Below are 17,433 nucleotides of genomic sequence, written 5' to 3'. Positions count from 1 at the left end.
TTGACAGGAACGCTCATGCCGGCGGCTCTCCGATCCCGATGGACCGCAAATTCTCGGCCTCGGCACTGTTCGGATCGTAGGGTCGCGCCGCCGTCATGATCACCCGGGTGTTGTCCGGCGTGCGGATCTCGAGATCGACGGTATTCCACGGCATCGGACGTGGCCCCGACGTGCAACCGGGCAGCAGCTGCTCGCATGCGGCCGCGATCTCGTCGAGCTGGCTCAGCACGCAGGCGAAGCTCACGCTCAGCTCGGTTGCCGCCGCGGACTGGTCAGCGGATATGAGCAGGACATCTTGGAATGCCCAGCGCCGCAGATGGGTGAGTCGGCCGGGAATGGAGAACAGGTCGAAGAAGCCGAGTCCGCGCGTCCAGAAGTCCACCGACACGGCCAGATCGGCCGTCGGCACCGTGACGAACATCGGCATACCGTAGATGCCGCGGAAAAGGTCCGGAGCCACGGCATCGAGGGCGGGTACGGGAACCGGACTGATATCGAATGCTGGGTAGGTTTCGCTCACCGCCACATCGTCGAGCCTGACGTAACGTCAGGGTCAAATCGCAGTCCGCTACAGTTGGCGCGGAAGCTATTCAGTGAAAGTCGCTACGCCACACGGAAGAACAGGTAATCGAACAGGGCCAGTATCCGGTCGATGCCGAACTCGTCGGGTTGGTCGAGCACCAGGCGCGCCGCGGTGTGGATGGTGCCCTGTACGACCTGGGCCAACACATCCGGATCCACGCCATCGGCGTCGGGCTGCTCCGCCAGCCACAGTCCCAGTGCCTGCCGCAGCGGTGCGCGCAATTCGTCGCGAGCCGCGGCGACCCGTTCCCGCAGTCCCGGCGGCACACCGTCGATCGGGAAATACACCAGCCGCCAGGTGTCGGGCATCGCGCAGACCTCGGTGAGAAGGTGCCCGAGCATCGCGGGCAGCTGTTCCGGTGCGGCGGAACCGAAGTCGGGTGTCGGGGCCGTATCGGCGACCGAGCGGGCGACCGCCGCCGCCATACGGGCGGTCTCGCGTTCGATCAGCGCCTCGAGCAGTTCGTCACGGCTGCCGAAGGAGTCGTAGACGACCGGTCTGGTCACCCCGCCGCGCTCGGCAACGGCGGCAATACTGACGCTGGTGAACCCTGCTTCCACCACAAGGCGCAATGCCGCGTCGAGTAGTTGCTCGCGTCGGTCCGCGGGCTGTAGCCGCTTGGCATACTTGCGTTTAGGTGGTGGAGGTGTCGATTGCTCATGGGGCGCTGCTTGTTTCGCGTCGACCATCGCTACTGCTCCCCGACTCCGGCGGCCGCGACTGCCCGGCGTGCCACCCAGCGCAATGTCTTGGATACTGCCGCACGCCGATGCGCGCCGTCCGCGGCGAGCACCAGCCGGGCGCCGGTCTCGCTCGCACTGATCACCGCGTGGCTCAACAACTCCTCGTCCATCTCCTGCTCGGTGCGCGCGGCGATCAGCGCGAGCACCGCTCGACCACGCGCCCGCAAGGCCGCACGGCCGCGGTCGACTCGCTCGTGCGCGGTGTCGGGCAGCCCCTCGCCGGACATGAGCACGAAACGCCAGCTCTGCGGTGCGGCCGAGACGAGATCGAGAAAGATATCGACGGCATCGGCCGAGATGTCCGCCGCGACCGAGGCCAGGTCCGCGCCCTCCTGGAAGACCGGAGTCGCCTCGGCCGCCATAGCCAGTACCCGCTCTTCCTCGCGAACGAGCAGTGCCTCGAATAGTTCGTCCCGATTACTGAATTCGGCGTACAAGCCGGGGCGCGTGACGCCCGCCGCTCGCGCGATCGCGTGCATACTGGCCCCGGCGTAGCCCTCGCGCACGATCAGATCCCGTGCCGCATCGAGAATGTCGTCGCGTCGTGTTGACAATTACCCTCCAACGTCGGCTGACGGACGCCTGTTTCAGATTGCTTCCGGCGGGGTCAGTGTACGCATTCCACTCGCGCCCGCCGCGGATTCGACTTTCCGAACTCACGCGAATCTCGTACCGCCGCAAGGGTGTGCGTTGAATTTTGTTCCGTAGTATTCGGTGCGGCCCTGTGGCAGCGGCTACCGATGGCGTCGAGCACACAGGCTGATTGCGTTCACAGCCGCCGCCGGGTAACACCCCACCGTGTCGACGAATGTCACCTCCACCCCGCCGTCAGTGACAGCATCCCGAGACAGTCGAATAGCGGCCGAATGCGCCGCGCGTACTCGCGGCCGCAAGGCACTGACACCGCCACCCGTGGCATGCTCGTCTTATAGGCGATTCCGACCGGAAGGCGGGTGCGATGCCCGGACCTGTGCCATGACCGAGACCGTGTGGTACGCGTCGTACGGCTCGAATATGCATCTGAGCCGCCTACGCTGCTACCTCGCCGGCGGTACGCCCAACGGCGGCGCGATCACGCTGCCCGGCTGCCGTCACGGGGCCGAACCGCTGCGTTCAGTACCGCTCATGCTCCCCGGCCTGCAATATTTCGCCACTGAATCCCTGACCTGGACCGGCGGCCGAGCCTTCTATGATCCCGACGCCGCCGGCGCAACCGCCGCCCGCGCCCACCTGGTCACCATCGATCAGTTCTGCGATATCGCCGCCCAGGAGATGTACCGAACCCCCGGCACGGATTTGGACCTGTGCGAGGCAATCACCCACGGCCGCTCGACGCTCGGTCCCGGCCGATACGAAACCCTGGTCTGTAGCGGCACTTTCGACGGACGTCCGGTCCTCACGATGACCGCGCCTTGGCGCTATACCGACCTTCCCGGCAACCCGCCCTCGGCCGCCTACATACGCCACCTCGCCGCAGGCCTCACCGAATCCCACGCCTGGACGATCGGAGAGATCGCCACCTATATCGCCACCCGCCCCGGAGCGGACCTCGCCTGGTCCGCCGACACCATCGCCACACTGCTGGATCCTCAGTCCATGTGAATGGCTGGCGCGTCCCGAGGCACGCGGCCCAGCCGCCGAGGATCCAGGCGGCAGTGGCCTCCAGGGCCGTCACCACCCAGCCGATGCCGACCACCGACCTGGCGTTGGCATACAAGAGTCCGACCAGCAATGCCGGTTCGGGCGGTCCCGATCGGCCTCGGCGCGAGCCTTTTCGATGACGGCGACGATATCGATCATGCGCCGAGCGGAAATCCATGCCTGAGGAACGGCTGATATCCGTGGTCCAACACTCACACCTGTAGCCGAACATTTCGCAGGGATTGGTTCGGCGGAAATTCATGTGCCATACCGCACTTCGCCTGCACACGAGTACGGCGGGTGTAAGAATCACCCGATGAGCCTGGGTGCGGGCAATACGTTGCTCGAACGGGATATGGGGCACCTGCGAATACTGGTGGCCTCGCCGCTTGGTCGGGTCATCGAGCCGGTACTGAAACAAGCATTCGCTGGTTCGACTATCGCGGTGGCCCTGGATCGCCAGTCCGTGCGCCGCGAGGTCGCGCACCAAGTCCGCTTCGATGTGGTGATCACCGACCTGATCTGGAACGATCCGGCACTGGAGTACGGTTTCGATGGGCTGGATGTGCTGGACATGCTTGGTTCGGCGCAACACCACGCCGCAGTACTGATGGCGGCGCAGGAGCACAGCATGGAGCGCGACCATCTGGACGAAGCACTGCTGAGGTCTTCGGAATTGGCCGGTTTCTACTCGAAATCCTCTGGCATCCCGGCCCTGTTGGAGGCGATTCGCCCGGCGGCGACCGGACGACGGCCCCATCTCGAGCCGCCGCCGGCCGCGCCGCCACCGCTGTATCGGCTTTTCCAGGGACAGCGCGGTGAGACCGCCGCACGGCTGGCCGGAGCCATTGCCGCGGGCCGCGCCGCCGACGCCGTCTCACTGGCCAAGGCCGCGCGGGTCGGTCTCAATACCGCCAATAAGGTGGCCAGCGTCTATATCGGGCCGATCGTGCTCGAACGCTGCGAGCACGATCCCGACTTACCGCTGACCGCCAATGCGATCTACCGGTGGTGCGGCGTGCACGCCCATTACCTGCTCAGCTGGTGCCGCCGCAACGGTCATGCGGACGTGCTCACGACTGACGCACCGAGCAACAGTTCGTCCAGATCCACCCGATAGCGACCAGACCGGTCCGACCCTGCTTTCGCAGCAGCTCGATCCGGCCGGTCATCCGTTCTGCCCGACAGCGCATATTCCGTTGCTGCCCTTGGGATCCCGGCCCTTGCGCATGTTGTCCGCGATGCGCAGGATTTCGTCGACGATCAGGTCGGGTTCGGTGAACATGATGAGGTGACCCGAGCGCTCGGCCTCGACCAGTCGGCCGTTGGGGAAGGCGGCGGCGGTGCGGCGGTGGGCGGCGGTCAGTGCGATTCGGGTGGACTTGTCGAGTCGCGGAAGTTTCGTGCCGGTGATGACGCTGACATCCAGGGCACCGAGTGCGTGCGGCTGGTCGCGCAGGGTTCGCAGGCCTGCGCTGAATTGGTCCTGTTCGGCGATCATGGTGCGCGCGGCGCGCGGAGTGAAATCCTCGGCGCGGTGGTCAGCGGCGATATCGGCGGGCTGTTTGCCGCCGATCCGGCTGCCGAGCAGACGGTAGAGGCCGGAGCGGGCGAGCTTGGGCAATAGAACGCGGGTCATCGCGTACCGCTTTTGCGCCGACGGCAGAAAATACAGTTCGCAGTTCTCGTCACTCTGATCGACCAGCACGATGCCCTGGATTCGGGCCGGAACCGCGGTCGCGGCGACCCGGACCACGGGGCCGCCCCAGCTGTGACCGACCAGAATAAAGGGACCACCCCCCAATTCCGCCAGCACGGCGGCGAGGTCGTCGGCCATCCGGGTGAGGGTACGTGGGTTCGGATCGTCATCGCTGCGGCCGGTCCCGGCGCGGTCGTAGACAACGGCGCGCATGCGCTCGGCGACCACTGGCTGCACCAAGCCCCAGATCGAGCGGGAAAAACCCATACCCGATTCGAAAACAACGGTCGGCCCACCAGTTCCGCGCACCATATAGTGCAGTCGACGGCCATCGGATGTGGTCGCGAATGCGCTCGTACCGAAGGTGTGCTCCTGCCCGAGGGCCTGCTCTGTCACTGTGCCCAACCTACCTTCTCGCTCGCCCGTCGAGCCGCGGTGGCCCGATAACAGGACTAGACAACTTCGGTCGGCGGCGCAACAGGCTCGATTTCTCCGCCGCAGACCGGAGCCTGCGGCGGAGGTGCGAAAACGGTTGGTATCAGCTCAGTTTCAGCGAACGACCGATGATTTCCTTCATGATCTCGGTGGTGCCGCCGTAGATGGTCTGCACGCGAGCATCCATGTAAGCCTTGGCGATCGGGTATTCCTTCATGTAGCCGTAGCCGCCGTGCAGCTGCAGGCAACGGTCGATGAGATCGAGCTGCTCCTCGGTGCTCCACCACTTGGCCATGGCGGCGTCCTCGACCGACAGCTTGTCCGCGTTGAGGTCCTCGATGAAACGGTCGACCAGGACACGGACGGCGGTGGTCTTGGTGGCCAATTCGGCCAGCACGAACCGAGTGTTCTGTAGGGCGCCGATCGGCTTGCCGAAGGCCTTGCGATCGCGCACGTACTGGATGGTCATCTCCAGGCAGGCTTCCATGGCCGCGGCCGCCATGACGGCGATCGACATGCGTTCCTGCGGCAGGTTGTTCATCAGATGGATGAAGCCCATGCCCTCGGTGCCGAGCAGATTCTTACCAGGGACGCGAACATCGGTGAAGCTCAACTCGGCGGTGTCCTGCGCCTTGAGACCGAGCTTGTCGAGGTTGCGACCGCGTTCGAAGCCGGGCATGCCGCGCTCCACGACAAGCAGGCTGAAGCCCATCGCGCCCTTGTCCGGATCGGTCTGGGCGACCACGATGACGATATCGGAGTTGATGCCGTTGGTGATAAAGGTCTTGGCGCCGTTGAGGATCCAGTCGTCGCCGTCGCGGACCGCACGAGTCTTGATGCCCTGGAGGTCGGAGCCGGTGCCCGGTTCGGTCATCGCAATGGCGGTGATGATCTCGCCGGAACAGAAACCGGGCAGCCAGCGCTGTTTCTGCTCATCGTTGGCGAGTTCGAGCAGATAAGGCGCGATCACATCGTTGTGCAGGGCGAAGCCGAGGCCGGAGTACTGGCCACGCACCGACTCCTCGGCCACGATCGCGTTGTAGCGGAAGTCCTTGACCCCACCGCCGCCGTACTCCTCCGGCATAGCCATGCCGAGGAATCCCTGTTTACCGGCCTCGAGCCAGACCTCGCGGTCGACAATGCCCTGCTCTTCCCACTTCGCGTGATTCGGCGCGACGTGCTGATCGAGAAACTTGCGGAACGACTCCCGGAACAGCTCGTGTTCGGGCTCGAACAGTGTGCGCTCCACGCCAACCTCCTAGTAACCCCACGGCCGGTCCACACCGACCCGTCGTTCCCCCATACGTTACCCGCAACAAGAACCCCCGTTCACTTCCCACCCCAAAACCCCACCACCAAGCACACGCGCAGCGGCAAGCATGCGCTCATGGAGATTCGCTCTCCACCGCTGCGTCCAGTCGGGCGGGCATGTCGAGTCCCTGCGCGAGGACGGGCCAGGAGGGGCCTTCAGCGCGTCCTCCCAGTAGCCCTAGGAGTGGTGCCGGTGGGTTGGAAATCGTAGGCGGCAGGGATGCCGAGTTGGTTCAGGCGGGAAATCTGCGCGCAACCGCTGTCGGCGGCCACCGTTTCCTCGAGGCCGGGCACGGCGATGGGCAGTTGCGGTACGGAGGTGCCGTGCCAGCCATTCGGCCAAGCTATGGAGAGTTACTGGCAAATGAAAGAGAGCGGACTCAGAACAGACTGCGCAGTCGACCGAACAGGGTGCGACCGGGATCACGATCGCGCTCGCTGAACAGGAACTTCAGTTCCTCCTCCAGCTCCTTGCGCACTACGTCACGCAATTCCACTGCGGCGGCGTGCTTATCGGTCGCATCGCGCCACGGCGTCGGGTCGATGGGCGCACCGGCGGAGAAATAGAAGCGCTCGGGGCGCGGGATGCCGGTCGGGCCGACGCCGCGAATCAGTGGCGGGGTCAGGTCCCGGTTCAAGCCCAGCGCCTCGACGGCCCAGCGCAGCGGACGCATAACCGGATGGTCGCCGTCGAAAACGATGTCGTAGGCGTCATCGACGCCGATCATCGCCACCGGCACGATCGGCGCACCCGCCTCGATCGCCATATGCGCGAAGCCGGAGCGTCCCTCCCACTTGAGGACGTACTTCTCGTTCTTGCGGCGCACCGCTTCTCGACCGCCACCCGGAAATACGATGACGGCCTCGCCGCGGGCCAACAGCGCCAAGCAGTTGCGACGGTTGCCGCGTACCGTGCCGAAGTGGTGCAGCAGCTGACGGATGCCGGGCACATTGATGAGCACATTCTCGGCCAGGCCGCGGATCAGTCGCCCACGCCTGCGCAGCACCTCGGGCAGCAACAGTGGAGCGTCGATACCGCCCATCAGATTATGGTTGCCGACAAGCAGCACCGGCCCCTGCGCCGGAATGTTCTCCAGACCGTAGAACCGGGGACTCGTCCACGCACGCAACGGCGCGAGCAGGGTGTCGAGCACCCGAATATCGGTATCCGTGAGCGAAACCGACAGTGGCGCGCCGTCACTCAGCACGGGGGCGGCAAGGGACGAATCACCGGACTGCCGATCACCCGAATCGGCCGCACCGGAGTGGTCATGCGACATTTAACCCTCCTGATGTCGATTCGATGACGATAGCGCAACGAATTCGCCTGTGCCGCACCGGATGTGCCGAGTGTCGGCTACCGACCGCCCGGTTCGCGAATGCATCGGACCGCCTCCGGCGCGCGGTAACCGCGACCAGCGATTGCCCGCCGGTTCTTACGGCCCACGAGTCGAGGACACATCGGCGCACACCCCGATCAACGGCATCGGGTGCGGCGGCGGACGCCCTCGTTCGCTCGAAGCGACCGTCGATAACGACTCGACGGCCGCGCGTAACCTCAGCCCATTATGCGGACCCATCGGCCTCGGGCGAACCGGTGCCGCTAGTCTCGGACGATCCGCCGGCATGCGCGTACTGCGACAGCGCCGCCGCCAGCGCGTGCGGGACGCGGGCATGCACCCGAGTGCCGCCCTCTTCGTGCTCGGAGCTGGTAATGCGACCGTCCGCATGGATGCGGGCGAGCAGATCGCCACGGGTGTAGGGCAGCAGCACACTGATTTCGACATCGAGACCGCCGAGCACCTCGGCGAGACGCTCGCGCAGTTCGGTGATGCCGGTGCCGCTGTGCGCCGAGACATAGGAGGCGTCGGGCAGCATCCCACGCAGTCGAGTGAGCTCGACCGGGTCGACCGCATCGATCTTGTTGACCACCAACAGCTCCGGCGGCGCCGATGCCCCCGATTGCTTGATCACATCGGTGATCACCTCGCGGACCGCCTTGATCTGCTCGGCGGGCAGCGCGTCCGAACCGTCGACGACGTGCAGCAACAGGTCCGCGCCGGTCACCTCCTCCAGGGTGGACCGGAAGGCTTCGACCAACTGGGTCGGCAAATGCCGCACGAATCCGACGGTGTCGGTGAAGACGACCTCGCGGCCATCGTCCAGTTCAGCGCGGCGGGTGGTCGGATCGAGGGTCGCGAACAGTGCGTCCTGGACCAGCAGACCCGCACCGGTCAGCGCGTTCATCAGGCTGGATTTGCCCGCATTGGTGTATCCGACGATGGCGACCGACGGGATACCGCTGGAGGTGCGACGCGCCCGTTTGGTATCGCGTGCGGTCTTCATTTCGCGAATCTCACGGCGCAACTTGGCCATTCGCTCGCGAATGCGACGACGGTCGGTTTCGATCTTGGTCTCACCGGGACCACGCAAACCCACACCGCCGCCGTTGCCGCCCGCGCGACCACCGGCCTGCCGCGACATGGACTCACCCCAACCGCGCAGTCGCGGCAGCATATATTCCATCTGGGCCAGCGATACCTGAGCCTTACCCTCGCTGGAGGTGGCGTGCTGGGCGAAGATATCCAGGATCAGTGCGGTTCGGTCGATCACCTTGACCTTGACGACCTTCTCCAGCGCGGTCAGCTGCGCCGGGGTCAGTTCACCGTCGCAGATCACGGTATCGGCGCCGGTTTCCAGTACCACGGCGCGCAGCTCGTCGGCCTTGCCGGAACCGATATAGGTGGCCGGATCCGGCTTGTCACGACGCTGGATCAGGCCCTCGAGCACCTCAGAACCCGCGGTTTCGGCGAGTGCGGCCAGTTCGGCCATGCTCGCCTCGGCCTGTGTTGCGGTGCCAGTGGTCCAGACCCCGACCAGCACGACCCGCTCCAGTCGCAGCTGCCGGTACTCGACCTCGGTGATATCGGTGAGCTCGGTGGATAGACCCGCGACACGCCGCAGCGAGGAACGCTCGACCAGCTGCATCTCGCCGACTGTCGGGTCGGCGGTCCACCCGGACCGCCGCATCCGCGCGGCGTGCTCGGCGACTACATCGCCGGTGTCTTCCGTCGTGTCCTCGACGGCCTCGACGGGGTCGTTGTCGTCGGCGGCCGGAGTGAATTCATAAGTCTTCGATTTCGTCATACACCATCCATGCTGCCACGAGTGCCGACCGATGCGCATTCGGTTATTCCTGGACACGGCCGAGCCGGGTCATCATGTCGTCGCGCCGACGACGGCTCTCAGCTCCCTGAAAGCGACAACCACCAGTCTTCGGCGATCCGCCCGGTCGCGACGAGCACCGACGGCCCGCGCAACCAGGCCACACCCTCGGCGAGGCGGACGCTGACCTCACCCCCGAGCACACGCACACGAACCTCGCCGGTATCGGTGGCGATGTGGAAACCATCTGCGGCCAAGGCGGCCGCCGCAGCGGCGACGGTTCCGGTTCCGCAGGAACGGGTTTCGCCGACGCCGCGTTCGTAGACGCGCATATCGACCGCGCCCTCTTCCAGTCCGGTCAGAATCTCGACATTCACGCCCTGTGGGAACAGGTCCGGGTCGAAACCGGGTGCGACGCTGAGATCGAGTTTGGCGAGCGCGTCTGCCGACATACTGGCATCGACGCAGGCCAGGTGGGGATTACCGACATCGATGCCGATGCCGGGTAGCGCCCAGCCACCGATGGTCGCGGTCGAGGAACCGAGCTCCCGAACAATGCCCATCCCCACGGTGACCTCGCCATTGGCGGGGCCTCCGGAATGCACCGTGACCGGACGCGCCCCTGCGCGACTGCCGACGACGTACTCCGTTCTCGATTCGAGCCCCTTCGCCGCCAGGTAGTGCGCGAAAACCCGCACCCCGTTGCCGCACATCTCGGCGATCGAGCCGTCGGCATTGCGGTAGTCCATGAACCAGTCGGTTTCGGCGATGTCCTGGGGAATCTCGGTGAGCACACCCGCGTCCCGCAGCGCACCCGCGCGCGCCACCCGCAGCACGCCGTCCGCGCCGAGTCCGCGGCGACGATCACACAGCGCGGCGACCCGGTCCGGCGTCAGTTCCAGCCGAACCTCAGGATCGGACAGCACCACGAAATCGTTCTCGGTGCCGTGGCCCTTGGTGAATTCGATATCCGACACGTCGCGCATTCTCCCTGCTTATCGTCCTCGAACCAACGTACGGCGCTGCCGCGAAATTTCGTACAACGCGACCGCGGCGGCCGAGGGCGCACCGAGCGAGCTGGCGGTTCCACCCATCGGGATATAGACCATATCGTCACAGGCCGCCTGCCAGGCCGCGCTCATGCCGCTGGTCTCATTACCGACGACGAGAATCGTCGCCTCGGCGAAGTCGTAGTCGAAGACCGCGTCCGCGCCGTTCTCATCGGTGCCGACAATGCGGGTCGAGATGCCGCGCTGGATCTGCCGGTCACGGAATTCGAGCACCTGCGCGGGCCCGGCCGCACGGAAGACCGGCATGGCGAACAGCGAACCCGTGGATGCGCGCACCGCCTGCGGGTCGTATTGGTCGGCACCGTGACCGGTCACGATGATTCCACTGGCACCGAACGCGTCGGCGGAACGGATGAGCGTACCGAGATTGCCCGGCGAGTTGGGCCGATCGAAAACCACCACGACAGGGGGTGCGCCATCACCGGGTTCGCCGGGTTCGAAGGTGTCGAGTTCGGGTTGTCTGGAAATCGCGACGGCCACCAATTCCGGTATGGCGCTGGACTTTTCGCCGAGTTCGGCCATCAGCTCCGGCACCAGACCGACCTGGGGCACGCCGCTGGTCGCCAGCAGTTCGCGGGCCCAACCCGACAGCTCCGGCGCGCCGAGACGATAGAGCATCGTCTCCAACGGCCAGTCGTTGGCGATCGCCTGGGTGATCGGGCGCACGCCCTGCACGAGGAAGCGGCCATCGCGGTGGCGCTTTGTCCGGTTGTTCAGGTACGCCTGCCACACCTGGACCGAGGCATTGCGGGTACTCACACGACGTGTCACTGCGGGATCCGTTCCTTCTCGAGCAGGGACAACGCGGTCGCGACCAGATCGGGATCGGCGCCGTCCACCCACCGCACCCTGGGATCGCGGCGGAACCACGAGCGCTGCCGGCGGACATAGCGTCGGGTGCCGATCAGGGTGCGTTCCTGCGCGTGGTTCAGGTCGTATTCGTTGTCCAGATAGGACAGGACTTGTGCGTAGCCGATCGCCCGGCGCGCCGTAACACCCTCGCGCAGACCCATATCGATCAGTCCGCGCACCTCGTCGACCAAACCGCCCTCGAACATCAGCGCGGTGCGGCGTTCGATGCGCTCATCGAGTTCGGCGGTATCGCGGTCCACACCGATGATCACGGTGTTCCAGCGCGGTTTTCCGATAACGGGTGCCGAGGCCGCGAACGGGCGGCCGGTGAGTTCGACGACCTCGAGCGCGCGCACCATGCGACGGCCATCGGTTGCCAGGATGGTCGCCGCGGCAGCCGGATCGGCCGCTTTCAATGCCTCGTGCACCGCACCCACACCGCGCTCGGCAAGCAATGCCTCCCAGCGCGCGCGCACCGTCGGATCGGTGGCCGGAAATTCCCAATCATCGAGTAGCGCTTGGACATACATCATCGAACCGCCGACGATGATCGGCGTGCGGCCACGCGCCATGATCTCGCGCACATCCACGCTGGCCGCGGCCTGATACGCGGCAACGGTAGCGGTTTCGGTCACCGCGAGGACATCGAGCTGGTGGTGCGGGATATCCCGGCGTTCGGCCGGCCGGAGTTTCGCGGTGCCGACATCCATACCGCGATAGAGCTGCATCGCGTCGATATTCACGATTTCGCCGCCGAGTCGCTCGGCAAGGTCGAGAGCGAGATCGGATTTGCCGGTGGCGGTGGGACCGACGACGGCGATCGGTGTCAGCACCGATCACCTCCCGATGCGCGCCAGACGCTCACCTGATATCCGACGCCGAAAGGGGCGTCGCGGTATAGGGTTTCGACAGATGGTGCGACCGGATCGGCGGCGAACAGTCCGGCAAGCACTTGAAAGGCCGCGCGACCGGACAGCACCAGTTCGGCGCACAAGCCCGGATCCAGGGCGAGCAGTCCCGCAGTATCGCCTTCGGCCAGTGCCCGGTCCAATTCGCGCTGTACGTCGGCGGCGCGCTCGTCGAGGTATCCCGGAGCCTTCAGTGTCAGCGTCGCCGCGCCGTCCGCGACGACGAGCACGCCGGCCTGCTCGGGCGAATCGTCCAGGGCGGTGCGCAACTGCGCGCCGATCTTGGCGCACTCATCAGCGGGGGTGTCGGCGGCGACGAGGGTTGTCGCGGCCACCGCATCCGGTGCGACCTGACCACGCAACCACCCGGCGATCAGGACGGGCAGCGGCTGCCGCGGATCCGCCGCGGCGGGGGTGTGCCGCGATCGCGACAGTGCGTCCGCCGAAAGCCCGACCTGCACGTCCGCGCCGAAACCGCGGAAGGTGCCGGCCGCATCCGGTCCGAGGACCTGCGCTGCCGAGCCCACACCGACGACGGTCCAGTGCCGAGTCGTCGCAGCCAACGCGCCGACAGCGGTGAGCGCGGCCGCCCGCAACATCGCACTCGCGTCATCGGAATCCGACCCGGCCGCGTGCGCGAGGGTGCCGCAGAGCTCGGGCACCAGTATCGGCGGCGACGGGACCAGAGCCGCAATGGAGAACACGCCGTAACCGTAGTCGTTCGCCGAATGCGCGATCGACAGCACCACCGCGGCGTCCGCAACGTCGGGGTTCGAGTGTCTCTGCCGCAAACTCGGCCGAGATTGATAGTGTTCGAGGTGCTACAACCCAGGTCATCACGGGTTGATTTCCCTGGGAATCATCAGTCGGAGGGCATTGATCGATGGTTTACAGGGCTCGGACCGGGTTCAATGGAGTGAGCTAGGGCGTAACCAGGCAGCCGTGACGCGCGGCAGGGACGAGGAGCAATGAGCGAGAGCAACGGAACGGCGAAAGCGACCCCCGGCAGCGCGCCGCGCCCCTCGGATTCCCCGAAGGCCGCCGTGCCTAAACCATCCGCCGCCCCGAAACCAGCCGCGACCCCCAAACCGGGCGGGTCGGCGGCCCATCCCAAGCCACATGCGGTCAAACCGGCGCCGGGTCCGGCCGCACAGCAGCATCCGCATCCCGTCGTCGTCCCGACCGTCAGCGATCCGAGTGCGTGGGGTCGCGTCGATGACGACGGCACCGCGTGGGTGAAGACCGCCGAGGGCGAGCGCATCGTCGGCTCCTGGCAGGCCGGTGACGCCGCCGAGGGCTTGGCGCATTTCGGCCGTCGGTTCGACGATCTGGCCACCGAGGTGGCACTGCTCGAGGCGCGTCTGGCCGCCGGGGCGGATGCCCGCAAGACCAAAGCGGCCGCGGTCGCCATTGCCGAATCGCTGCCCACTGCGGCGGTCATCGGCGATGTCGAGGGACTGGCGCGGCGACTACAGGCCATCGCCGAACACTCCGAAGAGGCGGCCGCGCACGCCAAGGAGGAGAAGGAAAAGGCCAGGCACGAGCACACCGAGCGCAAGGAAGCGCTGTGTGCCGAGGCGGAGAAGATCGCCACCGAATCCACGCAGTGGAAGGCCGCTGGCGATCGGCTGCGCCAAATTCTGGACGAATGGAAGTCCATCCGCGGGGTGGACCGCAAGGTCGACGACGCACTGTGGAAGCGCTACTCCAAGGCACGCGAGGCGTTCAACCGTCGCCGCGGCGCACATTTCGCCGAACTCGATCGCGAGCGCGCGGCCGCCAAGTCGCGCAAGGAAGAACTCTGCGTGCGCGCCGAGGAATTGTCCGGCTCCACCGACTGGGTCGGCACGGCCGGTGTGTTCCGCGATCTGCTCGCCGAATGGAAGGCGGCGGGGCGGGCGCCACGCGAGGCGGACGAGGCCCTGTGGCGGCGTTTCAAGAGCGCCCAGGATGTCTTCTTCGCCGCACGCAATGCCGCCGTCTCCGAGCGCGACGCCGAATTCGAGCACAACGCGGCCGCCAAGGAAGAACTGCTGCGTGCCTACGAGCACATCGATCCGGCCACCGGTCTGGACGCCGCCCGCGCCGCGCTGCGCGAACTCCAGGACAAATGGGACACGATCGGCAAGGTCCCGCGCGAACGCATCCAGGAACTCGAAGGCAAACTCCGCACCATCGAAAAGCGCGTTCGTGACGCGGTCGACGCTCAATGGCGCCGCACCGATCCAGAGGCCATGGCCCGCGCCGCCCAATTCCGTGAACGCGTCGCTCAATTCGAGGAGCAAGCCGCCAAAGCAACCGCCGCAGGCAATAAGCGCGATGCGGAGAAGGCGCTCGAGCAGGCCAAACAGTGGCGCGAGTGGGCCGAGGCCGCGGAAGGTGCGGTCAGCAACCGCTGAGCCGGTAGCGCCAGGCGCGCTGATGCGAACGGCATCGGCGCGAGCGATTCGTCGTCGCACAAGGTTTTCGTCATGAAATCCGGTAGGGATCAGCCGTTTCGGCTAGGGACATGCCGTGGCCAGTCCGCCCGCTGGGCGGTGGCAGGACACCGTCGGCGACCCCAGGTCCGCCGTCGACCAGGATGGGTTCCAGGCGGGCGTGGTCGATGAACCATTCCAGGTGTCGCAGGTTGGGCACCGCTGCGGTGATCGGTGCGTGCAGCGCCGGTGCACAGTGTGCCGAGACGTCCAAGCCATGGGCGGCGGCGAGGGCGGCGCATTCGAAGAATCCGCTGTAGCCGCCGCATCGGGTCACGTCGAGTTGCAGGCAATCCACGGCACCAATGAGCTGCGCGGCGTCATAGCGGGTGTAGATGTATTCACCGGCGGCCACATCGCAGCGCACCGCGTCGCGCACTCGCCGCATCCCGGCTGGGTCGTCGCTGGTGACCGGTTCCTCGAACCAGATCACACCGAGCCGGTCGAGCTCGGCGCCGACACTGCGCGCCTGCCCGACCGTATACCCACCATTGGCGTCGACCATCAGGCGAGCGCGCCCGCCCAGCAGGTCGGTGGCCTTCGCGACACGTGCGAGATCGCGGTCGGTCGCGCAGCCCCGATCCTGACCGATCTTGATCTTCACGAGAGAACACCCCGCCGCGAGCCAATCCGCGATCTGCTCGGCGAGTTCGCCGTCCGTGAGACTGGTGAAGCCGCCCGACCCGTACACCGGGGTGGCCGGCCGCGCGGAACCGAAGAGTTCCGACAGCGGCACTCGCAGCAGTCTGGCCTCGAGATCCCACAGCGCGATGTCGACCGCGCTCAACGCATGAGCGACCACCGCCGTTGTGCCGATATTGCGGCAAGCGCGCTGCAGGGCCGTGCGGCAGCCGGGAATGTCCAACGGTGAGCGTCCTCGCAGAACCGGCGCCAGATCGTGCGTGATGACCGCGGCGGCCGCGGGGCTGCTGTAGGTCCAGCCGAGCCCGTGTTCGCCGCTCGCGGTCAGGTCGACCGCGACGGCTGTCGTAGCGTCCCAAGTCAGAGTGCCGTCCGCCTCGGGCTCGGGTGTCGGGAACTTGTACGCGGTGACCGTCACCGGTTCCTCGATCCGCACATCCCCGGCGATCATGCGAGACCGCCGGCGGTGGCGCCTGAGACCAGTTCGGCAGCGGGTCGTGGTAGGGCGGCGGGGACGAGGTGGCGGATCCGGATGCGGCGGCTTGCGTATTTCGCCATGGCCACACGCGGTGCCGGGGCAGGCCGCGCAGTATTTCCGCTGGGGTGAGCGGGTACGCCGTCACGGGCGGCCGACAGCCGCAGCCTCACCAACCGTCCAGCGGCGGCGAGGCCGGGCTGGTCTGCGTAGCGGTTGAGCGCGCCGACGAGATCGGGCTGGATCCGATGCTCGGTCGGCGCGTGCAACATCCTCGCTCGGCTGGCCCCCGGAATATCCGTACCCCACACGACGAATGCTGTCATTGCCTCTGGGAGTACCCGGGCGGTCCTAGCTCTGAACCGCGCCCGTACCAGGCGCCCGGCCTGGCATTCGGCCGGTTCGGCTCATTCGGCTCATTCCGAGGAACATCGAGCCCAGGCCGAGCAGTACCGCGACCGCGCCGGCGACGACGTTGCTCCAGATCGTCGATGCGGTATCGACGTTCCCGCTCACCACCCAGGGAGCGATGATCGTCCATACACCGATCAGTGGAGCGGCCCAGACGATCCCGTGGGTCCGGCCGTACACCGAAGCGAATCCGACGGCCAGCATAGCCAGGGCGATCCCGACGATGAGGTTGTTCCCGGTCAAGGTCGTGAACCCGTTGAATCCGACAACCCAGGGCGAGATAGCGATATAGAGCCCGGTCAGGAACATCAGGCCGGCGACCGCTTGGGCGGCCGGCGCCTCCGAGGCGAGCTCATATTTCTCATGCTTGGCCCGCAACTCCAGGATGTCGGGATGCTGGCTCATGCTCATGGCCTCACTGGTCATGTCCTTCACCACCCTTCAGACGCAGTGCGTGAATAGAGACTGTCGAGCGGAGACGGCCCACAGCCATGACCGCCCGGCCTATGCTGCGTTATGTGATAATATCATGACATGATATATGAGTCCATGTCGGCGGCTGAGCACCTCAGTGACGAGGAGTATTCGAGGCTGCTGGCGTTCCGGGCCGGGCTCCGCCGCTTCCTGCATTGGAGCGAACGGCGGGCAGCCGATGTGGGACTCACTGCCACCCAGCATCAACTGCTACTGGCAATTCGAGGCCATTCCCATCCAGCGGGCCCCAGCATCGGAGAAATCGCCGAGTATTTGTGCACCCGGCACCACAGTGTGGTGCAACTCATCGATCGGACCGAGCAACTCGGCCTCGTCGCGCGCAATCGGGAGGAGGGCAAGGACCGCCGCGTCGTCCGTCTCGCATTGACCGAAGCGGGTCGGACACTCCTCGCACGACTCAGCGCGACCCATCTGGAAGAACTTCGGCGACTGGCTCCGCTCGTCGACGCGCTGGTCGACCCCACCGCCATGCCAGCCTCGGATGAAGCCTGTCCGGTTCGGTCGTAGTCTCGGCGCCCTGTTGAGG

Annotated in this window: 18 protein-coding genes; 4 read left to right on the top strand and 14 right to left on the bottom strand. The window is 66.3% G+C overall.

What is annotated here, in order from left to right; genetic code table 11:
- Nucleotides 1–13 precede the first annotated feature (13 nt).
- From ACIBG0_RS02040 to ACIBG0_RS02030, 3 genes are all read right to left on the bottom strand, one after another.
- Nucleotides 14–520 carry a VOC family protein gene (locus ACIBG0_RS02040; protein WP_397028385.1) on the bottom strand — a complete coding sequence of 169 codons (507 nt, stop codon included), beginning with the start codon at nt 518–520 and terminating at the stop codon, nt 14–16.
- Between the two features lie 83 nt (nt 521–603).
- The gene (locus ACIBG0_RS02035; RefSeq protein ID WP_397028383.1) at nt 604–1,272 is read right to left on the bottom strand and encodes a TetR/AcrR family transcriptional regulator; all 669 of its coding nucleotides are present in this window, start codon (nt 1,270–1,272) and stop codon (nt 604–606) included.
- A 2-nt stretch (nt 1,273–1,274) separates the two neighbouring features.
- Complete coding sequence (locus ACIBG0_RS02030; RefSeq protein ID WP_397028381.1) at nt 1,275–1,880, bottom strand: helix-turn-helix domain-containing protein; 606 nt, start codon at nt 1,878–1,880, stop codon at nt 1,275–1,277.
- Between the two features lie 421 nt (nt 1,881–2,301).
- Between ACIBG0_RS02030 and ACIBG0_RS02025 the strand changes: the two genes are divergently transcribed.
- Both ACIBG0_RS02025 and ACIBG0_RS02020 read left to right on the top strand, forming a co-directional pair.
- Complete coding sequence (locus tag ACIBG0_RS02025) at nt 2,302–2,928, top strand: histone deacetylase (RefSeq protein WP_397028379.1); 627 nt, start codon at nt 2,302–2,304, stop codon at nt 2,926–2,928.
- A 355-nt stretch (nt 2,929–3,283) separates the two neighbouring features.
- Nucleotides 3,284–4,087 (top strand): response regulator, encoded by an 804-nt coding sequence (locus tag ACIBG0_RS02020; RefSeq protein WP_397028377.1) that lies wholly within the window; start codon nt 3,284–3,286, stop codon nt 4,085–4,087.
- 48 nt (nt 4,088–4,135) lie between these two features.
- Here the strand turns inward: ACIBG0_RS02020 and ACIBG0_RS02015 are convergent, their stop codons facing one another.
- The 8 genes from ACIBG0_RS02015 to ACIBG0_RS01980 all read right to left on the bottom strand — a co-directional run bounded on the left by ACIBG0_RS02015 (nt 4,136) and on the right by ACIBG0_RS01980 (nt 13,156).
- The gene (locus ACIBG0_RS02015) at nt 4,136–5,062 is read right to left on the bottom strand and encodes an alpha/beta fold hydrolase (protein WP_397028375.1); all 927 of its coding nucleotides are present in this window, start codon (nt 5,060–5,062) and stop codon (nt 4,136–4,138) included.
- Nucleotides 5,063–5,204: 142 nt separating this feature from the next.
- Nucleotides 5,205–6,350 carry an acyl-CoA dehydrogenase family protein gene (locus tag ACIBG0_RS02010; protein WP_397028373.1) on the bottom strand — a complete coding sequence of 382 codons (1,146 nt, stop codon included), beginning with the start codon at nt 6,348–6,350 and terminating at the stop codon, nt 5,205–5,207.
- Between the two features lie 442 nt (nt 6,351–6,792).
- Nucleotides 6,793–7,692 (bottom strand): lysophospholipid acyltransferase family protein, encoded by a 900-nt coding sequence (locus tag ACIBG0_RS02005; RefSeq protein WP_397028371.1) that lies wholly within the window; start codon nt 7,690–7,692, stop codon nt 6,793–6,795.
- 286 nt (nt 7,693–7,978) lie between these two features.
- A complete protein-coding gene (hflX, locus tag ACIBG0_RS02000) occupies nt 7,979–9,442 on the bottom strand; it encodes a GTPase HflX (RefSeq protein ID WP_397030156.1) in 1,464 nt (487 codons plus the stop codon).
- Between the two features lie 215 nt (nt 9,443–9,657).
- Nucleotides 9,658–10,545 (bottom strand): diaminopimelate epimerase, encoded by an 888-nt coding sequence (gene dapF, locus ACIBG0_RS01995; protein ID WP_397030154.1) that lies wholly within the window; start codon nt 10,543–10,545, stop codon nt 9,658–9,660.
- A gap of 27 nt (nt 10,546–10,572) precedes the next feature.
- Nucleotides 10,573–11,418 (bottom strand): TrmH family RNA methyltransferase, encoded by an 846-nt coding sequence (locus ACIBG0_RS01990; protein ID WP_397028369.1) that lies wholly within the window; start codon nt 11,416–11,418, stop codon nt 10,573–10,575.
- The gene (gene miaA / locus ACIBG0_RS01985; protein WP_397028367.1) at nt 11,415–12,332 is read right to left on the bottom strand and encodes a tRNA (adenosine(37)-N6)-dimethylallyltransferase MiaA; all 918 of its coding nucleotides are present in this window, start codon (nt 12,330–12,332) and stop codon (nt 11,415–11,417) included. Before miaA ends, ACIBG0_RS01990 begins: the two co-directional genes overlap by 4 nt.
- On the bottom strand, nt 12,326–13,156 hold the full coding sequence (locus ACIBG0_RS01980) for a class III extradiol dioxygenase subunit B-like domain-containing protein (RefSeq protein WP_397028365.1): 831 nt from the start codon (nt 13,154–13,156) through the stop codon (nt 12,326–12,328). Before ACIBG0_RS01980 ends, miaA begins: the two co-directional genes overlap by 7 nt.
- A 219-nt stretch (nt 13,157–13,375) precedes the next feature.
- On the opposite strand from ACIBG0_RS01980, the gene ACIBG0_RS01975 reads away from it, so the two are divergent.
- Complete coding sequence (locus ACIBG0_RS01975; protein WP_397028363.1) at nt 13,376–14,806, top strand: DUF349 domain-containing protein; 1,431 nt, start codon at nt 13,376–13,378, stop codon at nt 14,804–14,806.
- Nucleotides 14,807–14,876: 70 nt separating this feature from the next.
- On the opposite strand, the gene ACIBG0_RS01970 is transcribed toward ACIBG0_RS01975, so the two are convergent.
- From ACIBG0_RS01970 to ACIBG0_RS01960, 3 genes are read right to left on the bottom strand one after another with little or no spacing between them, the layout of a single operon-like run.
- Nucleotides 14,877–15,977: an enolase C-terminal domain-like protein gene (locus ACIBG0_RS01970; RefSeq protein WP_397028361.1), complete on the bottom strand. Its 1,101-nt coding sequence runs from the start codon at nt 15,975–15,977 to the stop codon at nt 14,877–14,879.
- The gene (locus ACIBG0_RS01965) at nt 15,974–16,327 is read right to left on the bottom strand and encodes a hypothetical protein (protein WP_397028359.1); all 354 of its coding nucleotides are present in this window, start codon (nt 16,325–16,327) and stop codon (nt 15,974–15,976) included. The genes ACIBG0_RS01970 and ACIBG0_RS01965 overlap by 4 nt, the downstream gene beginning before the upstream one ends.
- A 25-nt stretch (nt 16,328–16,352) precedes the next feature.
- Nucleotides 16,353–16,838: an SPW repeat protein gene (locus tag ACIBG0_RS01960; RefSeq protein WP_397028358.1), complete on the bottom strand. Its 486-nt coding sequence runs from the start codon at nt 16,836–16,838 to the stop codon at nt 16,353–16,355.
- A 108-nt stretch (nt 16,839–16,946) separates the two neighbouring features.
- On the opposite strand from ACIBG0_RS01960, the gene ACIBG0_RS01955 reads away from it, so the two are divergent.
- Nucleotides 16,947–17,414, top strand: a complete 468-nt coding sequence (locus tag ACIBG0_RS01955; protein WP_397028357.1) for a MarR family winged helix-turn-helix transcriptional regulator — start codon at nt 16,947–16,949, stop codon at nt 17,412–17,414.
- The last annotated feature ends 19 nt before the right edge of the window (nt 17,415–17,433 follow it).

Origin of the sequence: Nocardia sp. NPDC050630, from assembly GCF_044457245.1 — a bacterium.
Taxonomy (GTDB): Bacteria; Actinomycetota; Actinomycetes; order Mycobacteriales; family Mycobacteriaceae; genus Nocardia.
This window is presented reverse-complemented; position numbering and strand designations above follow the sequence as displayed.